Source organism: Streptomyces sp. NPDC001093, from assembly GCF_040298985.1.
Lineage (GTDB): Bacteria > Actinomycetota > Actinomycetes > Streptomycetales > Streptomycetaceae > Streptomyces.
The window spans coordinates 26882-42394 of sequence record NZ_JBEPBF010000022.1 but is presented as its reverse complement, the minus strand read 5'-3'; the positions used below and the strand labels follow the sequence as shown (position 1 = coordinate 42394).

Below are 15513 nucleotides of genomic sequence, written 5' to 3'. Positions count from 1 at the left end.
CGGCCCGAGGGACGGAAGGAGAGTGACACGTCATGCGCATCGCGTTTCTCGCGGCGCCCCAGGGTGTGGAGCAGGTCGAGCTGACCGAGCCGTGGAAGGCGGCCTCCGAGGCCGGGCACGAACCGGTGCTGGTGTCCACCAAACCGGGGAGGGTCCAGGCGTTCGACCATCTCGACAAGGCGGACACCTTCGACGTGGACGAGGTGGTGGGCGAGTCGTCGGCGGGGTCGTTCGGCGGTCTCGTACTGCCCGGCGGGGTGGCCAACCCGGACTTTCTGCGGATGGACGACAAGGCCGTGGCGTTCGTGAAGGACTTCTTCGACCAGGGCCGTCCGGTCGCCGCGATCTGCCACGCACCGTGGACGCTGGTGGAGGCGGACGTCGTACGGGGCCGGGTGCTGACGTCCTGGCCGAGTCTGCGTACGGACATCCGCAACGCGGGCGGCACCTGGGTGGACGAGCGGGTGAAGATCTGCGACCACGGCTCCAACCAGCTGGTGACCAGCCGCAAGCCGGACGATCTGAAGGCGTTCTGCGACGCGTTCCTGCACGTGTTCGCCGGCGAGGCCGGCTGAGCCGCCGCCCGAGGGCGAAGGCCCGACCGTGAGGGCCGGCCCCGCGCGGGCCGGCCCTGTTCGTGTGCCGGCCCCTGGGCCGGTCCGGCCGCTCAGGTGCCGGACGCCTCCGGAGTCGCCGCCTCGCCGCACCGCCGTTCCCGGGCCCCCTCGCGGGTGCGGCCCGCGCTGACCAGGCGGCGCGGGTTGCGGCGCAGATACTCGCCCTCCAGCTGTGCCATGCGCTCGTTGTGGGTCCGCAGCGCGTCGTTCGAGCCGTACAGCAGGGTGTCGTGGCGCGTGCGGTGGATCGTCTCCAGCTCCTTCATGAGCTGCTGGTCGTCCAGTCGGCTGGGCTCGACTCCGGTCATGTGGTGCCCCGCTCGTCGTATCCGTGTCCGTGGGTCCCGGCCCGGGTACCCGCCCGGCAGGCACTGCCCCCGAGGAGTTTCCGGAGGAATCCATGGAGCTCGCGTTCCTGAATCCACTGTACGAACATCCGGGGTTCTGGGCCTCCGCATACGTCGACACCTCGATCCACACGGAGGACCAGCAGCAACGCCGTCATCTGACCGCGGAAGCGGTCACCCGGGAGCTGGCCCGGCAGGGAGCGGACGAGCCCACCCGCCGGGCGGTGCACGACGCCCTGGAGGGTCTGCGGCACGCGCCGGAGCCCTATGGCCGGGCCGTGTTCGCCCGGGACGGCGAGGTGGTCCTGGAGGTGCCGCTGACACGGGGGCCGCAGGACGGCGAGGCGTACTGGGGCGCGCTGCCCCGAGTGACACCGCTGCTGGACCTCGCCGGTGAGGACCCGCTGTCGCTGGTGGCCTACATCGACCGGACCGGAGCCCGCATCGAACTGCGCAGCGCGCTGCTGCACGAGGAGGCCGGGCAGGTGACGGGCCGGCAGTGGCCGATGCACCGGTCGAAGGCCGCCGACTGGTCCGAGCGGCACTTCCAGCTGAAGGTGGAGGACACCTGGGAGCACAATGCGCGTGAGGTCGCCCAAGCGCTGGCCGCCTGCCAGGAGGAGACCGGTGCCGACCTGCTGATCCTGTGCGGGGACGACCGCGAGCGCAGGTCGGTGCACGAGCAGTTGCCGAAGGCGCTGAAGGACCGCGCGGTGGAGACGTCGCGCGGCAAGGACAGCAACTTGCGGCCGCAGGAAGTGGAGGAGATACGCGCCGAGCACGTACGGCAGCGGATCCTGTCGGAGGTGAATCGCTTCCGGGAGGCGCGGACGCCGGACGAGGAGCGGCGGGCGGCGGCCGTCGAGGGGGTGCCGCAGCTGATCGAGGCGGCGCGCGAACACCGGCTGGCCGAGCTGCTGATCCGCCCGGACGCGCCCGACACGCAGCGCGAGGTGTGGATCGGCGAGGACCCGGACCAGCTGGCGGCCCGCCGCGACGAGCTGAGGACCCTCGGCGAGCGGCAGGCGTGGCCGGCCCGCGCCGACGACGCGCTGGTACGGGCGGCCGTGGTGACCGACGCACCGGTGGTGTCACTGACTCCGGTGCTGAAGGACACGGGTGAGGAGGTCGCTCCGGGCGGCATGGGCGCGCTGCTGCGCTGGAAGTGAAGGGACAGCTCCTCCAGGGGCGTGAGGCCGTATCGACATGCGGCTCCGCCGCGTGCCCCTAGCGGACGCGCTCCACGCGGCGCTCGTCCCAGACCGGTTCCGGCGTCTCGCGCACGCGGCCGTCGGCGCCGAAGACCAGGTAGCGGTCGAAGGAGCGGGCGAACCAGCGGTCGTGGGTGACCGCGAGCACCGTGCCGTCGAAGGCCTCCAGGCCCTCCTGGAGGGCTTCGGCCGACTCCAGGTCGAGGTTGTCGGTGGGCTCGTCCAGGAGCAGCGCGGTGGCACCGGCCAGCTCCAGCAGCAGGATCTGGAAGCGGGCCTGCTGGCCGCCGGAGAGCCGGTCGAAGGGCTGCTCGGCCTGCAGGGTCAGCTCGTAGCGGCGCAGCCGGGACATGGCGGCACCGCGGTCCTGGGAGTGCTCCTTCCACAGGATGTCGAGCAGGGTGCGGCCGTGGAGTTCGGGGTGCGCGTGGGTCTGCGCGAAGTGCCCGGGTACGACGCGCGCGCCGAGCTTCCACTCCCCCGTGTGCGCCACGTCCTCGCCGGCGAGCAGGCGCAGGAAGTGCGACTTGCCGGAGCCGTTGGAGCCGAGGACGGCGACCCGTTCGCCGTAGAAGACCTCCAGGTCGAACGGCCGCATCAGGCCGGTCAGCTCAAGTCCCTTGCAGGTGACGGACCTTACGCCCGTGCGGCCGCCCTTCAGGCGCATGGTGATGTCCTGCTCGCGCGGCGGCTCCGGGGGCGGCCCGGCCTCCTCGAACTTGCGCAGGCGGGTCTGGGCGGCCGCGTACCGGGAGGCCATCTCATGGCTGACGGCGGCTGCCTGGCGGAGGTTGAGGACCAGCTTCTTCAGCTGCGCGTGCTTCTCGTCCCAGCGGCGGCGCAACTCCTCGAAGCGGGCGAAGCGTTCACGGCGGGCCTCGTGGTAGGTGGCGAAGCCGCCGCCGTGCACCCAGGCGTCGGTGCCGGCGGGGCCGGGCTCCACGGACACGATCTTCTCGGCGGCGCGGGCGAGGAGTTCACGGTCGTGGGAGACGAACAGGACGGTCTTGCGGGTCTCCCTGAGCTGCTCCTCCAGCCACCGCTTGCCGGGCACGTCGAGGTAGTTGTCCGGCTCGTCCAGCAGCAGCACCTCGTCGGTGCCGCGCAGCAGCGCCTCCAGCACGAGGCGTTTCTGCTCGCCGCCGGAGAGGGTGCGCACCTGGCGCCACTGGGCGCGCTCGTAGGGCATGCCGAGGGCCGCGGTGGTGCACATGTCCCAGAGGGTCTCGGCCTCGTAGCCGCGTGCCTCGGCCCAGTCGGCGAGGGCCTGTGCGTAGGCCAGCTGGGCGGCCTCGTCGTCGACGGTCATGATGGCGTGCTCGGCCTCGTCGACCGCCCTGGCCGCCTCGCGGATGCGGGGCGGGGCCACGGACACGAGCAGGTCCCGTACGGTCGTGTCGTCCCGTACGGAGCCCACGAACTGGCGCATCACGCCGAGGCCGCCGCTGACGGTGACGGTGCCGGCGTGCGGCTTGAGCTCGCCGGAGACCAGCCGGAGCAGGGTCGTCTTGCCGGCGCCGTTCGGGCCGACCAGGGCGACGACGGCGCCCTCGCCGACCCGGAAGGACACGTCCCCGAGCAGGGTCCTCCCGTCGGGGAGGTGGTACTCGAGGTGCGCGGCTTCCAGATGTCCCATGGGGAGGCATTCTCCGGTCTTCCCTCGGCCACGGGCAACCGGGTATCGAATGCACCCGGCTCGTCCCCGCACGGGATCCTCCGCAGGACCCAGCCACCGGTCCGCCCCGCGCAGGCCTGCGCCGCCCAGCCGCCCCGTCTGCCGGCCACCTACCCCGCCGTATCCACCGGCTCCCCCGTCGGCCCGGCCTCTCCCGTCGGTGCCACCGTGCTGCCCTCCCAGGACAGGGCCTTCCAGCCGTCGCACGGGGAGCCCTCCAGGGCGATCACGCCGGTGTTGCCCAGGGGGCGGGCGGCGGCGAAGGGAACGTCGACGTTGTGGGCGCGGGCGGCGGTCCACATGCGGATCGCGGCGCCGTGGCTGACCAGGGCGACCGTGCCGGCGCCGCTCGCGGCGGCCTCGGCGATCACGGCGTCGTACCGGGCCAGGGCCTCCTCGCCGCTCTCCCCGCCGGGGATGCGCGACGCGGTGTCGCCGGCCGCCCAGGCGAAGATCGCCCGCATGTACTCCCGGCCCTCGGCGGACTCGCCGGGCAGCATCTCCAGGTCGCCGGCGGACACCTCGCGGATGCCCTCGCGGACGATCACCTCCAGGCCCCGGGCGGCGGCCAGCGGGGCGGCGGTGAGCTGGGCGCGCAGCAGCGTGGAGGCGTAGACGGCCTCGATGTCCTCGTCGGCGAGCGCCGCGGGCAGTGCGGCGGCCTGCGCCTCGCCCAGCGGGGTCAGCGCGGGTCCCGGTACGTCGGTGTCCAGCAGGTGGTGCACGTTGGACGGGGTCTCGCCGTGGCGGACGAGCAGGAGGCGCATCCGGGGGAATCTCCTCACGCGCCGGCGGGTGCCCGGCGCAGACAGGCACAAGAAACGGGCACTTCAGGGTAACCGGACCCCATGAGCCCGGACCTGGACCTGACAGACCTGGACCTGACCGCCCGCCCGGCCGGCCGGAACCCGCTGTGCCGGCTGCTGGATCTGGACGGCCGGCTGTTCGAGGCGGCCGCCGCCCGGCACTGGCCCGGCGCCGAGCGGGTGCTGCCCCGCCTCAGCCGCGGCGCGAACCACGGCGTGCTGTGGTTCGCGACGGCCGCCGCGATGGCCGCGAGCCGCACCCCGAGGGCCCGCCGGGCGGCAGCCCGGGGCCTGGCCTCCCTCAGCGTGGCCTCGCTGGCCATCAACACGATCGGCAAGCGCTCGGTGCGCCGGGCCCGGCCGGTACTGGAGCCGGTGCCGCTGGTGCGGCAGCTCAAGCGGCAGCCGATCACCACGTCGTTCCCGTCCGGGCACGCCGCGTCGGCCGCCGCGTTCGCGACCGGGGTCGCGCTGGAGTCCCCGGCGTGGGGCGCGGCGGTGGCGCCGGTGGCGTTCTCGGTGGCGGCCTCGCGGGTGTACACGGGTGTGCACTTCCCGAGCGACGTGCTGGCCGGGGCGGCCCTCGGCGCGGGCGCGGCCTTCCTGGTACGGCGGCTGATGCCGACCCGCGCCCAGGTGCGGCGACGGTCCCGGCCGCGCGCCGAGGCGCCGGCGCTGCCGGAGGGCGCCGGTCTGGTGGTGGTCGCCAACCGGGCCTCGGGGACGGCCGACCGGGTGCGTGCGCTGCACGCCGCGCTGCCGCTGGCGGAGATCGTCGAGTGCGCGCCCGAGGAGATCGGCGACGAACTGGTGAAGGCGGCGGCCCGCGCCCGGGTGCTGGGTGTGTGCGGCGGCGACGGCACCGTGAACACGGCGGCGAGGATCGCGCTCGGGCACGGGCTGCCGCTCGCGGTGCTGCCGGGCGGCACCCTCAACCACTTCGCCCTCGACCTGGGCGTGGAGGACGAGCACGATCTGGCCCGTGCGGTCCGGCGCGGCGAGGCGGTGCGGGTGGACGCGGTCCGGTATGTCACCGGCGACGGCGAGGGCCTGTTCCTGAACACGCTGAGCCTGGGCGTCTATCCGGAACTGGTGCGTGTGCGGGAGCGGTGGTCGCGCCGGATCGGCGGGTGGCCCGCCGGGGTGCTGGGCGCGCTGCGGGTGCTGCGCGCGGACGGGCATCCGCTGGAGGTGGAGCTGGGCGGTGAACGGCGGCCGCTGTGGCTGCTGTTCGTCGGCAACGGCGTCTACCACCGCATGGGGCTCGCGCCCGGCCGCCGTACCGATCTCGCGGACGGACTGCTGGACGTGCGGGTGGTGCACGGCGGCCGCCGGCCCGCGCTGCGGCTGCTGGCGGCCGCTGCCGCAGGCCCGCTGACCCGCTCCCCCGCCCACGCGGCGGTCCAGGTGCACCGGCTCCGGCTGACCGGCATCACGCCGGGCACCCCGATGGCGTACGACGGCGAGGTGACGGCCGTGTCGGGCGAGGTGACGCTGGAGAAGCTGCCCGGGGCCCTGACGGTGTACCGGCCGTCGACCGCCGCCTGTTGACGGGCGGTCAGGATTCCTGAGGCGTCCAGGATGTGAAACACGTGTCTCATCATTCGGCATGCGCGCGTACGGTGATGCGTACCAGCGGACACGAGGGTGAAGAAGGGGAACAGCCATGCCGAAGGCGCAGGAGACCGCCGTCTACACGCACGGGCACCACGAGTCGGTACTCCGGTCGCACACCTGGCGGACGGCCGAGAACTCCGCGGCCTATCTGCTCGGCTCCCTGAAGCCCCACATGAAGATCCTGGACATCGGCTGCGGGCCCGGCACCATCACCGCCGACCTCGCGGAGCGGGTCCCGGACGGCCACGTCACCGGCGTCGACCACGCGCCGGGAATCCTGGAGCAGGCCCGGGCCACCGCCGCCGGGCGCGGCCTGACCAACGTGGACTTCGCGGTCGCCGACGTGCACGCGCTGGACCACCCGGACGACACCTTCTGCGTGGTCCACGCCCACCAGGTGCTGCAGCACGTCGGCGACCCGGTGCAGGCGCTGCGGGAGATCCACCGGGTGACGAAGCCGGGCGGGTTCATCGCCGTACGCGACGGGGACTACGGGGCGATGACCTGGTACCCGGCGGCGGACGGTCTGCGGGACTGGCTGGACCTGTACGAGCGGGTGGCCCGGGCCAACGGCGGCGAGCCCGACGCCGGGCGCCGGCTGAAGGCGTGGGCGCTGGCCGCCGGGCTGACCGACATCACCGCCACCTCCAGCACCTGGACCTTCACCACGCCCGAGGAGCGGGCCTGGTGGAGCGGCCTGTGGGCGGACCGCACGCTGGCCTCCTCCTACGCCGAACGGGCCACGCAGGGCGGTCACGCGACCGAGGAGGACCTGCGGGCCGTGTCCGAGGCGTGGCGGGAATGGGGCCGGCGGGAGGACGGCTGGTTCGCGGTCCTGCACGGCGAGATTCTGTGCCGTAAAGAAGCCTGATCCGCGTATTCCGGGCAACCCGGATTGCAGGAGGTTCACACTATGGTTCCCATCCTGCTGGTACTGCTTCTGGCGCTGCTCCTTTTCGGTGTCGGATTCGCGGTGAAGATTCTCTGGTGGATTGCACTGATAGTGCTGGTCATCTGGCTGTTGGGTTTCCTGGTCCGCAGCACCACCGCCGGTGGCGGCAGGGGCCGCTGGTACCGGTGGTGACGTGAGCTAGTCGCGGGGAAGCAGCGGTCCGAGCGGCCCGAGGTCCAGATTCAGGTCCTCGGGCCGCAGTCCGTAGCGTTCGCGCAGCTCGGCCATGCGGTCCTCCAGGAGCATCAGGGTGAGCCCGATGCGCTCCTCCTGCTCCTCGGTCAGCTCGCCGGTGTCGAAGCGCCGCACGGCCTGCCGTTCCATGAGCTGCCGGAGCAGTTCCACCACGGTGAGCACCAGTTTCACCAGGTCGCGCTCGACCGTGTCGGGTTCCAGGTCCAGGCGGTTGCGCGGGGTCACAGGATCTCCTCGAAAGGCGAGGGTACCGACTCGTTCACTGAGCTGATCAGCGCGTTCAGATCGATGCGGACCAGGTCGACGTCCGCGATCCGCAGGGTGAGGTCACCCGTGATCACCACTCCGCCGGCCAGCAGCCGGTCGAGCAGGTCGACGAGGGCTATCTCGCGTCGTTCGACCACGGTCACGGCGTCGCCTCCCCGACGAACGAATAGGCCGCCCAGGGTCCGGTGAGTTCCACCCGGATTCCGGGTGCCTCGTCCTTCGTGCGGTCCACCAGTTCCACGAATTCCTCGGAATGCGCGCGGGGCACCAGATAGGCCGCGTTGAGCACGTTCCGGCCGGGCTCGGCGGAAAGCGCGGAATTCTGTGGGGCGTGCAGCCGGGAATCCTCGGCGTACCGGGAAAGGCCCTCGTGCAGCGAGCGGGCGAAGGCCTCGGCCCGCTGCCACCGCTCCTCGGTCGCGTGGGTGCTCTGGCGCCGCCGGCGCAGATAGTCCCGGCCGCTCGCGGGCTGCGCGGCGGGGGCAGGCTCGGCGGCGGGCTCGGGCTCCAGGTACACCTTGACCCCCCACTCCACCCGGCCCTCCAGCCGGTCGAGGGTGCGCAGGAAGTCGTCCTCGCGGGCCTCGATCATGGTGCGCACCCCACTGTCGTCCTGGAAGACGGTCGCGAGCCGGAGCGGCAGCGGAGTGGTGACCGTGGTGAGGGCGTCGATCACGCCCTGGTGCGCGCGGGCGGTCACGGACAGCCAGTCCAGGTCCTCCAGGTGCGCCTTCAGGGCCTCCTCGCAGAAGTCGGCCGCCGGGACCTGGCTGACGACCGCGACCAGCCCGTGGTGGCGCAGCAACGCCGGCGGGGCGCCCCCGACGCCGGTGAGCTGGGACTGCAGGGGCGTCCCGAAGGGGCGGCACACGGCGTAGACGTAGCGCAGTCCGGTCATGGTGCCTCCTTCGGCGCGTGGCCCGGCTCCAGCTCCTCCAGGCGGGCCACCCGTTCTCTCAGCGCGGCGTTCTCCCGGGTCAGCTCGTCGCGGCGGGCCCGGGAGGAGAGCGCCGGGTCGGTCTCCCACCAGTCGATGCCCATCTCCTTGGCCTTGTCCACCGATGCGACGATGAGGCGCAGCTTGACGGTGAGCAGTTCGATGTCGAGCAGGTTGATCCGGATGTCGCCCGCGATCACGATGCCCTTGTCGAGCACGCGCTCCAGGATGTCGGCGAGGTTGGCTCCTCCGCCCTGGCCGTACGGCTCGGGGAACCGGCTGCCGGAGTCGCCGAAGCGGGCGGGCGTCGTCATCGACGGCTCCCGCCTCCGGCGTACTCGGGTTCCTCTTCCTCCTCGTACTCGCCTTCGGGCTCCTCGTCCTCCTCGTACTCCTCCTCGGGCTCCTCACCCTCCTCGTACTCGCCCTCGGGCTCCTCACCCTCCTCGGCTTCGTCGTCCTCGGGGGGCTCCTCGTCCTCGGCCTCGTACTCCTCGGGCTCGCCCTCTTCTTCCTCCGCTTCTTCCTCTTCCTCGCCCTCCTGCGGCTCCTCGGCCTCTTGCTCCTGCTCCTCCTCGGCCACGGCGTCCTCGTGGCTCTTCACCACCTCGCCGTCGCGGATCTCACCGCGCCAGCTGTCCTCCGCCTCGCCCTTGAGGGTGATGAAGCGGGCGAAGTGCTTCAGGTCCAGCCTGACCCGGCGGCCCTGGGCGCGCCAGATGTTGCCGGTCTTCTCGAACAGGCCGGTCGGGTAGTACTCGATGACCAGCAGGACGCGGGTGAGGTTCTCCTCCAGCCGGTGGAACGAGACCACGCCCTTGGTGGTGCCCTTGGCACCCTCCGACGTCCACTGGATGCGGTAGTCGGGTATCTGTTCGGTGGTCTGCGCCTTCCAGCTGCGGCTGGACCAGAATATCTTCGCCTGCCAGTCGGAATGGGTGTCGTCGGCGCGGCTTGCGCTCTTGACGCCCTTGGCGAAGCTGCTGAAGTCCTTGTACTGCGTCCACTGGTCGTAGGCGGTGCGCAGCGGTACGCCGACATCGATGGACTCCATGATGACGGTGGGCTTGTGGCCCGCGCCGCCCTTCTTGCCCTTGCTGCCCCCGAGGCCTCTCACCGCGTTCATCATTTTCTCCTTGACGCGGGAGCCGCCCAGTTCCAGCGCGGAGCGCAGCGGTCCCTTGCCCTCGGCGAGCTTGCGGCCGCCGTCGAGCGCGAGCTTGGCGAATCCAGGACTGTTTCCTTCGGCTATGTCGTTGAGCTTGCCCGTGGTCTCGCCGAGCTTGCGGCCGAGACCGGTGAGCATCTTCGTGGCCTGTGCGGCCAGATAGTCCTGGGCCTCCGCCTTGAGCCGGTCGGCGGCCTCGCTGTGGGCGAGGCTGGTCAGCGGGTTTTCGTTGGCCGCATCCGTGGCCTTGCCGGCCGCGGACGTGGCGGATCCGAGAGCCTCGGTCATCGGTCATCGCCGCCCTTCGACTGCCGCGAGGAGGCGCCGCGGGCGGCGCCGCCGGCGGCGGCCGTCTTCTTCGCGGCCGTCTTGCGGGCCGTGGTCGTCTTCTTCGCCGCCGTCTTCTTGGCGGGGGCGTTCTTGGCGGGGGCCTTCGACGCCGACTTCTTGCCGGGGGCCTTCTTGGCCGCCTTCTTGCGCGGCGCGTCGCCCCGCCGGCCGGCGTTCTCACCGTCCCCGCGGTGGGTCCTCTCCTCGCGGGAGTCCTCCTGGTCCTCGTCCCGCGACTCCTCGTCCCGCGACTCCTCGTCCCGCGACTCCTCCTCCTGCGGCTCCTCGTCGTCGGACTCGGCGGATCCGGTGCCGGGAACCGCTCCGGTCAGGTCGTCGCGCACCTGGGAGGTGCGGCCGTGCAGCCGGTCGGCGAGCGCGTTCATCTGCCGCTCGACCATGGCCCCGGAGGCGGCCTTGCCGGCCCCTCGCAGCTCCTGGCGCAGCTGGTCCCCGATCTCCTTGAACTGCGGGTTGTTCTTCAGCTGCTGGCTCACCACGTCCGCGATCATCTTCGGACTGAGGCTCATTTTCTTCCCGGCGACCAGGGATCCGACCGCGAGGGCCATCTTGAGTTTCTTCGTCCGTCCCAGGAAGTATCCGGCCCCTACAGCGAGGCCCAGTGCCATTCGGTTCATCTCACGTCCCGTTGCCTGTGGTGTCGCCGGAGCGCAGCGCGGCCTCCAGCCGGTCGAGCAGTTCGTCCTCGCGACGGTCGAACTCCTCCTCGGTGATCTCGCCGGCCTCCAGTTGTTCTTCGAGGCGGGCGAGCTCGGCCCGTACGGTGGCGGGGTCGTAGTAGATCCGTTCCGCCTCGCGGAGCACCTGGCCCATCACCCACCCGGCGCCGCGCACCGGTGCGAACGGCAGCAGCAGCACCTCACCGATCAGCCCCATCGCCTCCTCCTTTCGGACCCGTCGTCTCACCGCGCCCCGGCATCCGTGCCGGCCGTGTCGGCCGCCGGCTCGGCGGGGCCGGGCTCGACGAAGCTGTACGGCGGCAGCGGGCCGTTGACGCGCAGTTCGAGGTGGGGATGGCCGGCGCGGACCTGCTCGACGGCGTTGATGAAGCCCTCGGCCCCGTCCCGGGAGACCAGGAACGAGACGTTGAGCAGCCAGCCCGTGGACTGCGGGCCGGCGCTGACCGCGGTGGCGGCCGGCTCGAGAGCGGCCTGCACCGAGGCGGCGTCCTCGGCCTCCTTGGCTTTGACGGCGGCCGCGACCATCTCGCCGAGGCGCAGCCTGTCCTCGTATGTGCCGCCGCCCGCACGTCGGGTGTCCTCGGCGAACGAGCGCAGCTCCGCGTCCTCGGCCATCACACGCTGCAGGACGGCGTCCTCCACGTGGTTCGCCTTGACGTTGTACTCGACCTTGCCGTCCAGGGCCTTCAGCCGCTCCCGGTAGTGGTCGGCGCGCTCGTCGAGCACGTGGGTGACGGTGTCGTCGTCGGGGGCCAGGTTCCCGAACCGCATCGGCAGCACACAGCCGGCCGCGCCGGTCTCGGCGAGGACGTTCTGGTGTGCGAGCAGGTCGCGGCGCTTGGGCCGCAACCCCTCGGGGGCGTCACTGACCAGGGCTGCCAGCTCACCGGCCGTGACGACCCGCACCGGACGGGGCGGCTCGCCCACGCCCGTCATGCCCTCGGGCAGGGAGGGGTGCGACCGGGCGGTGATCCCGTAGACGTACGTACTCACTCCCTCTCCTCCTTCCTGCGGGCGGTGTCCTTACGGGCGCGGGGCCGGGCCTCGGCACCCTCCTCGCGGGCCTGCTTGAAGGCGTCGGAAATGGTCTCCGCGGCGCCGGACAGGGCCCCCTTGGACTTGCCGCGGGCGCCGGACTCCGTGACCTCGCCGACGAGGTCGGGAAGCCCGGGGCTCTTGTGCGGGCCGGCCTCCAGGTCGAGACGGTTGCACGCCTCGGCGAAGCGCAGATATGTGTCGACGCTGGCCACGACGACCCGGACGTCGATCTTCAGGATCTCGATACCGACCAGGGAGACCCGCACGAACGCGTCGATCACGAGTCCCCTGTCCAGTACCAGTTCCAGTACGTCGTAGAGGCCGCTGCTGCCGCCTCCACCTCCGGTCTGCTGTGCCGGGACAACGGTCATGCCGGCTGCTCCTCCTCATGAGTGTTCGGTGTCACGGTGGCTCCGTGTGCGCGGTGGACGGGGGGCGGCCTAGCGGCCGCCGGGTCGGCGCGCGTCGGACCGTCCGCGTTCATATCGGTGAACGCGCCGGTAGCCGGTGAGCCGGGCCTCCTGGTCGAGATCGATCTGGTAGCTCGCCATCAGGCTCATGGTGTCCGGGACCCGCGCGAGTTCGAGAACCTCCACTTCAAGCACCCATCCGTCCTCGGTCTGCTCGAAGGAGGTCACGGACTCGGGGGCAAGTCCGGTGAGTTCGACGAGCTGGGCACGCGCTTGGCGCAGCACCTCGATGGGCGCCGGCCGGGGCTCCTCCGCCTTGCCGCGCTTGTCGTCGCTGTGTGACTCCTGTGAGTTATGTGTTCTCTGTGAATTTTGTGACTGGGATGCGTTGTTTGTGTTCGACATGGCCACCTCCCTCTGCGGGTGGCCCGGTCATCCCTGGTCAAACATTCGGGAGCGATGGTCCGCGAGACGCCGCCGGGCCGGGCCCAGGGCGCGGCCTCGGCTCGGCAGGCCGGCCCAGGCGTCGGTGCCGGCCTGGTCGACGGCGTCGGCGATGGTCCAGCGGCGGGCGTCGAGGCCGGGGTCGTCCAGCTGCTCCCAGACGAGGGGTACGGCGACGGGGGCGCCGGGGCGGGCGCGCACGGTGTAGGGGGCGACGGCGGTCTGCGCGTAGGCGTTGCGCTGCACGTCGAGGTAGAGGCGGTCGCCGCGGTCCTCCTTGCGGGCGGCGGTGGTGAGCCGGTCCGGATGCCGGGAGGCGAGCAACTCGGCGACACCACGGGCGAATTCGCGGACCTCGTCGAAGTCCTGACGGCCGTCGAGACGGACGACGAGGTGGAGACCGCGCGACCCGGTGGTCATGGGGGCGGCGGGCAGCCCCAGTTCGTCCAGCAGCTCCCGCAGCAGGCCGGCCGCCTCGCGCACCGGGGCGAAGTCGTCGCCGGGTGGATCGAGGTCGAAGACCAGCTGGTCGGGGTGGTCCGGGCCGGCGGCGCGGTCGGTGCGGGAGAGCCAGCGGTGCAGGGTGAGGCAGGCCTGGTCGGCGAGGTAGAGGAGGGTGGCGGTGTCGTCGCACACGGCATGGGTGACCGTGCCGCCCTCCTTGGGGACTTCGGCGCGGGTGATCCAGTCCGGGTAGTGTTCCGGGATGTTCTTCTGCATGAACCGCTGCCCGTCCAGGCCGTCCGGATAGCGCTCCAGCATCAGCGGACGGCCCCGCAGGTGCGGCAGCAGGTACGGCGCGACGGACCGGTAGTAGTCGGCGAGGTCGCCCTTGGTGTACTCCTCGGCGCCGGCGCCGCCCGGGAAGAGGACCTTCCCGGGCCGCTGGATCCGCACCGTGCGGCGCCCCGCCCGTACGGTCCGGGCGTCCTCGTCGTTCATCGCACGACCGCCTCCTCCACCAGCAGCCTGGCCGCCGCCGCGATGCCCACGGCGTCGATGCCGGCCGCGTTCAGCTGCTCGTCGGGCGCGGCCGAGCCCGGCATGGTGCGCACCGCGAGCCGGACCAGCCGGGGCACGGGCCGGCCGTCGCAGAAGGCCTCCGCGACGGCGTCACCGAGGCCGCCCTCGGCATGGTGGTCCTCCACGGTGAGCAGACAGCCGGTCTCCTCGGCGGCCCGGTGCAGCGTCTCGGCGTCGACGGGCTTGACGGAGTACAGGTCGATCACCCGTACCCGGATGCCGTCCGCGGCGAGCCGGTCGGCCGCGGCGAGCGCCTCGGGCACGGTGACCCCGGCGGCGACGACCGTCAGCCGGTCCTCCTCGCTGGAGACGAGCGTCTTGCTGCCGCCCACCGGGAACTCCTCGTCGGGGCCGTAGATGACCGGTGTCTTGCCGCGCGAGGTGCGCAGATAGCGGATCCCGTCGAGTCCGGCCATGGTGGCGACCAGCCGGGCGGTCTGGTTGGCGTCGCACGGATACAGCACGGTCGAGCCGTACAGGGCGCGGAACATCGCCAGGTCCTCCAGGCCCATCTGGGAGGGCCCGTCCTGGCCGATCGCGACACCGGCGTGTGAGCCCACCAGGTTGATGCCGGAGCCGCTGATGGACGCCATCCGCACGAAATCATGGGCGCGGGTGAGGAACGCGGCGAACGTCGAGGCGTACGGCAGCCAGCCCCGCGCGGCCATGCCGACGGCCGCGGCGACCATCTGCTGCTCGGCGATGTAGCACTCGAAGAACCGGTCGGGGTGGGCCTTGGCGAACTCCTCGGTGCGGGTGGAGTCGCCGACCTCGCCGTCCAGGGCGACGACATCGCCCCGGGCGCTGCCGAGCGCGGCGAGGGCCGCGCCGAAGGCGTCCCGGGTCGCGACCTCGTCACCCTCGTCGTAGCGCGGAAGCTGCAGCACCTCGGTCGTCAGGTCGCGCAGCGCGGCGGCGGCCGGCGGCTCGTGGACCCGGACGTGCAGCGAGCGCGGTCCGCCGAGCTCGGCGACGGCCTCCTCCGCGTCCGGCACCGGCTTTCCGTGATGGCCCTCCAGGTCCTCGACGGCGGCGACGCCCTTGCCCTTGAGGGTGCGGGCGAGGATCACCACGGGCTGCCCTGCCGTGGACAGCGCCTCGCCGTAGGCCCGGTCGATCTTGTCGACGTCATGGCCGTCGATCTCGACGGTGTGCCAGCCGAAGGCCTGGAAGCGGCGGGCGTAGGCGTCCAGGTCGTGACCGTGCCGGGTGGGGCCGCGCTGGCCGAGCCGGTTGACGTCCACGATCGCGATCAGGTTGTCCAGGTGCTCGTGCCCGGCGTGTTCGGCGGCCTCCCACACCGAGCCCTCCGCGAGCTCGCTGTCGCCGCACAGCACCCACACCCGGTAGCCGGTGCGCTCCAGGCGCTTGCCGGCGAGGGCGATGCCGACCCCGACCGGCAGGCCCTGGCCGAGGGATCCGGTGGCCGTCTCCACCCAGGGCAGCCGCCGGGGCGTCGGATGTCCTTCGAGCCGGCTGCCGAGCTTGCGGAAGGTGAGCAGCTCGCCGTCCTCGACGGCACCGGCCGCCTTGTACGCGGCGTACAGCAGGGGCGTGGCGTGTCCCTTGGACAGCACGAAGCGGTCGTTCGCGGGGTGCTCGGGGCGTTCGAAGTCGTAGCGCAGATGGTTGGCGAGGAGTACGGCCATCAGATCCGCGGCGGACATCGAGGACGTGGGGTGCCCGGATCCCGCGGCGGCGGACGCCCGCACGCTGTCCACGCGCAACTGCTGTCCCAGCTCGGCGAGTTCGGCGGTGTTCATGGGTCTCCTTGC

General features: G+C 72.2%; 20 protein-coding genes. 5 read left to right on the top strand and 15 right to left on the bottom strand.

What is annotated here, in order from left to right; genetic code table 11:
* The first annotated feature begins 32 nt into the window (after positions 1–32).
* Positions 33–575 carry a type 1 glutamine amidotransferase domain-containing protein gene (locus tag ABT288_RS14070; protein WP_351606552.1) on the top strand — a complete coding sequence of 181 codons (543 nt, stop codon included), beginning with the start codon at positions 33–35 and terminating at the stop codon, positions 573–575.
* Positions 576–667: 92 nt separating this feature from the next.
* Here ABT288_RS14070 and ABT288_RS14065 read toward each other — a convergent pair whose 3' ends face one another.
* The gene (locus tag ABT288_RS14065) at positions 668–925 is read right to left on the bottom strand and encodes a DUF6158 family protein (protein WP_351606549.1); all 258 of its coding nucleotides are present in this window, start codon (positions 923–925) and stop codon (positions 668–670) included.
* Between the two features lie 92 nt (positions 926–1017).
* Between ABT288_RS14065 and ABT288_RS14060 the strand changes: the two genes are divergently transcribed.
* Positions 1018–2133, top strand: coding sequence for a baeRF2 domain-containing protein (locus ABT288_RS14060; RefSeq protein ID WP_351606546.1), 1116 nt, complete (start codon positions 1018–1020; stop codon positions 2131–2133).
* Between the two features lie 58 nt (positions 2134–2191).
* On the opposite strand, the gene ABT288_RS14055 is transcribed toward ABT288_RS14060, so the two are convergent.
* Complete coding sequence (locus ABT288_RS14055; protein ID WP_351606543.1) at positions 2192–3811, bottom strand: ABC-F family ATP-binding cassette domain-containing protein; 1620 nt, start codon at positions 3809–3811, stop codon at positions 2192–2194.
* Positions 3812–3960: 149 nt separating this feature from the next.
* Positions 3961–4617 carry a histidine phosphatase family protein gene (locus ABT288_RS14050; RefSeq protein ID WP_351606540.1) on the bottom strand — a complete coding sequence of 219 codons (657 nt, stop codon included), beginning with the start codon at positions 4615–4617 and terminating at the stop codon, positions 3961–3963.
* An 81-nt stretch (positions 4618–4698) separates the two neighbouring features.
* On the opposite strand from ABT288_RS14050, the gene ABT288_RS14045 reads away from it, so the two are divergent.
* The 3 genes from ABT288_RS14045 to ABT288_RS14035 all read left to right on the top strand — a co-directional run bounded on the left by ABT288_RS14045 (position 4699) and on the right by ABT288_RS14035 (position 7357).
* A complete protein-coding gene (locus tag ABT288_RS14045) occupies positions 4699–6207 on the top strand; it encodes a bifunctional phosphatase PAP2/diacylglycerol kinase family protein (RefSeq protein WP_351606538.1) in 1509 nt (502 codons plus the stop codon).
* A gap of 115 nt (positions 6208–6322) precedes the next feature.
* Positions 6323–7144, top strand: a complete 822-nt coding sequence (locus ABT288_RS14040; protein ID WP_351606535.1) for a class I SAM-dependent methyltransferase — start codon at positions 6323–6325, stop codon at positions 7142–7144.
* Positions 7145–7186: 42 nt separating this feature from the next.
* Positions 7187–7357 carry a hydrophobic protein gene (locus tag ABT288_RS14035; RefSeq protein WP_351606532.1) on the top strand — a complete coding sequence of 57 codons (171 nt, stop codon included), beginning with the start codon at positions 7187–7189 and terminating at the stop codon, positions 7355–7357.
* Between the two features lie 6 nt (positions 7358–7363).
* Here the strand turns inward: ABT288_RS14035 and ABT288_RS14030 are convergent, their stop codons facing one another.
* From ABT288_RS14030 to ABT288_RS13975, 12 genes are all read right to left on the bottom strand, one after another.
* The gene (locus ABT288_RS14030) at positions 7364–7645 is read right to left on the bottom strand and encodes a gas vesicle protein K (RefSeq protein WP_351606529.1); all 282 of its coding nucleotides are present in this window, start codon (positions 7643–7645) and stop codon (positions 7364–7366) included.
* Positions 7642–7830, bottom strand: a complete 189-nt coding sequence (locus ABT288_RS14025; RefSeq protein ID WP_351606526.1) for a gas vesicle protein — start codon at positions 7828–7830, stop codon at positions 7642–7644. The genes ABT288_RS14030 and ABT288_RS14025 overlap by 4 nt, the downstream gene beginning before the upstream one ends.
* Positions 7827–8585, bottom strand: a complete 759-nt coding sequence (locus ABT288_RS14020) for a GvpL/GvpF family gas vesicle protein (RefSeq protein ID WP_351606524.1) — start codon at positions 8583–8585, stop codon at positions 7827–7829. Before ABT288_RS14020 ends, ABT288_RS14025 begins: the two co-directional genes overlap by 4 nt.
* Entirely contained in the window at positions 8582–8938 is a 357-nt protein-coding gene (locus ABT288_RS14015) for a gas vesicle protein (protein ID WP_351606521.1), read from the bottom strand. The genes ABT288_RS14020 and ABT288_RS14015 overlap by 4 nt, the downstream gene beginning before the upstream one ends.
* Entirely contained in the window at positions 8935–10080 is a 1146-nt protein-coding gene (locus ABT288_RS14010) for an SRPBCC family protein (RefSeq protein ID WP_351606519.1), read from the bottom strand. The genes ABT288_RS14015 and ABT288_RS14010 overlap by 4 nt, the downstream gene beginning before the upstream one ends.
* On the bottom strand, positions 10077–10760 hold the full coding sequence (locus ABT288_RS14005; RefSeq protein WP_351606517.1) for a DNA primase: 684 nt from the start codon (positions 10758–10760) through the stop codon (positions 10077–10079). The genes ABT288_RS14010 and ABT288_RS14005 overlap by 4 nt, the downstream gene beginning before the upstream one ends.
* 1 nt (position 10761) lies before the next feature.
* On the bottom strand, positions 10762–11019 hold the full coding sequence (locus ABT288_RS14000; RefSeq protein ID WP_351606515.1) for a gas vesicle protein GvpG: 258 nt from the start codon (positions 11017–11019) through the stop codon (positions 10762–10764).
* A gap of 26 nt (positions 11020–11045) precedes the next feature.
* Positions 11046–11816, bottom strand: coding sequence for a GvpL/GvpF family gas vesicle protein (locus tag ABT288_RS13995; RefSeq protein WP_351606512.1), 771 nt, complete (start codon positions 11814–11816; stop codon positions 11046–11048).
* Positions 11813–12232: a gas vesicle structural protein GvpA gene (locus tag ABT288_RS13990; RefSeq protein WP_351606509.1), complete on the bottom strand. Its 420-nt coding sequence runs from the start codon at positions 12230–12232 to the stop codon at positions 11813–11815. Before ABT288_RS13990 ends, ABT288_RS13995 begins: the two co-directional genes overlap by 4 nt.
* A 69-nt stretch (positions 12233–12301) precedes the next feature.
* On the bottom strand, positions 12302–12676 hold the full coding sequence (locus tag ABT288_RS13985) for a gas vesicle protein GvpO (RefSeq protein ID WP_351606506.1): 375 nt from the start codon (positions 12674–12676) through the stop codon (positions 12302–12304).
* A 27-nt stretch (positions 12677–12703) separates the two neighbouring features.
* Positions 12704–13657, bottom strand: coding sequence for a non-homologous end-joining DNA ligase (ligD, locus tag ABT288_RS13980; protein ID WP_351606503.1), 954 nt, complete (start codon positions 13655–13657; stop codon positions 12704–12706).
* Positions 13654–15501 (bottom strand): transketolase, encoded by a 1848-nt coding sequence (locus ABT288_RS13975; protein WP_351606501.1) that lies wholly within the window; start codon positions 15499–15501, stop codon positions 13654–13656. The genes ligD and ABT288_RS13975 overlap by 4 nt, the downstream gene beginning before the upstream one ends.
* Between the last annotated feature and the right edge of the window lie 12 nt (positions 15502–15513).